Annotated in this window: 1 protein-coding gene; it reads left to right on the forward strand. The window is 49.8% G+C overall.

The annotated features are described in order from the left end of the window. Nucleotides 1–935: right-handed parallel beta-helix repeat-containing protein (locus R7E78_RS24780; protein ID WP_411913765.1), on the forward strand; the 935-nt coding region annotated here is incomplete at its 5' end. Nucleotides 936–991: the final 56 nt, after the last annotated feature.

The following is a 991-nucleotide window of genomic DNA, read 5'->3' on the forward strand; positions in this document are numbered from 1 at the left end:
CGAGTGGCAGTGTCGACAAGCTCAAGCACCTACGTGCGGAAGGAGACAATGTTCGCTTTGTTTCGGAACTTCGTCACGAGGCAAATTACTGGCATTACCAAGGTATTGAAGTTGCGGGTGCGCAGTTCATTGTTCATGGTAGCCACAACACCTTCGAAAAAATGGTGACACACGGCGCGCCAGATACTGGTTTCGTGATCACCTCTCCTGAAAACATTGGCCGCGCACTGTGGGCAAGTTACAACCAAGTGATTGAAAGCGAAAGCTACAACAACATGGATCCTTCGCAGATCAACGCAGACGGTTTTGCGGCCAAGATGCGTATCGGCGATGGCAACACCTTCATCCGTTGTTTGTCTCACCACAACATTGATGACGGTTGGGACTTGTTCAACAAAGTGGAAGATGGCGCAAACGGTGCGGTGACCATTTTGGATTCCATCTCGTTCAGCAACGGTCGCACACTCGATGTTGCCAACAAGGGTGGCACGATTGGTAACGGCTTCAAGCTAGGCGGCGAGGGGATTCCGGTTCCACATGTGGTGAAAAACAGCTTGTCTTTCAATAACAACATGGACGGATTTACGGACAACTTTAACCCTGGTGCACTGGTATTGAGCGACAACGTGTCGATTGATAACAAGCGCTTCAACTACTTGTTCCGTAAGAGCCCATATTCCGGCGAGATTGAGCAAGGCACGTTCACCAATAACCGTTCTTACCGATTCCACGTCAGCAGCAAATATGACGACGTGATCAACAGTGCGAAATCGACTGGCAATGCGTTGGTCGAAAATGGCACGACTTACACCAGTGATGGCAAAGCGGTCGACAGCAAAACGCTCGCGCCATTAAAGCAAGCGTCAGTGATTGATACCCAACAAGCCCTTCCGGGTAAGCAAGAGGCGATGCAGCTTAAGCAACATATTCACTAACGAGTAACCACGGGCTCTCAGGAGCCCTTTTTTTCGTCAAAACTCACCTTACATCG

The organism is Vibrio sp. YT-19(2023) (assembly GCF_033337395.1).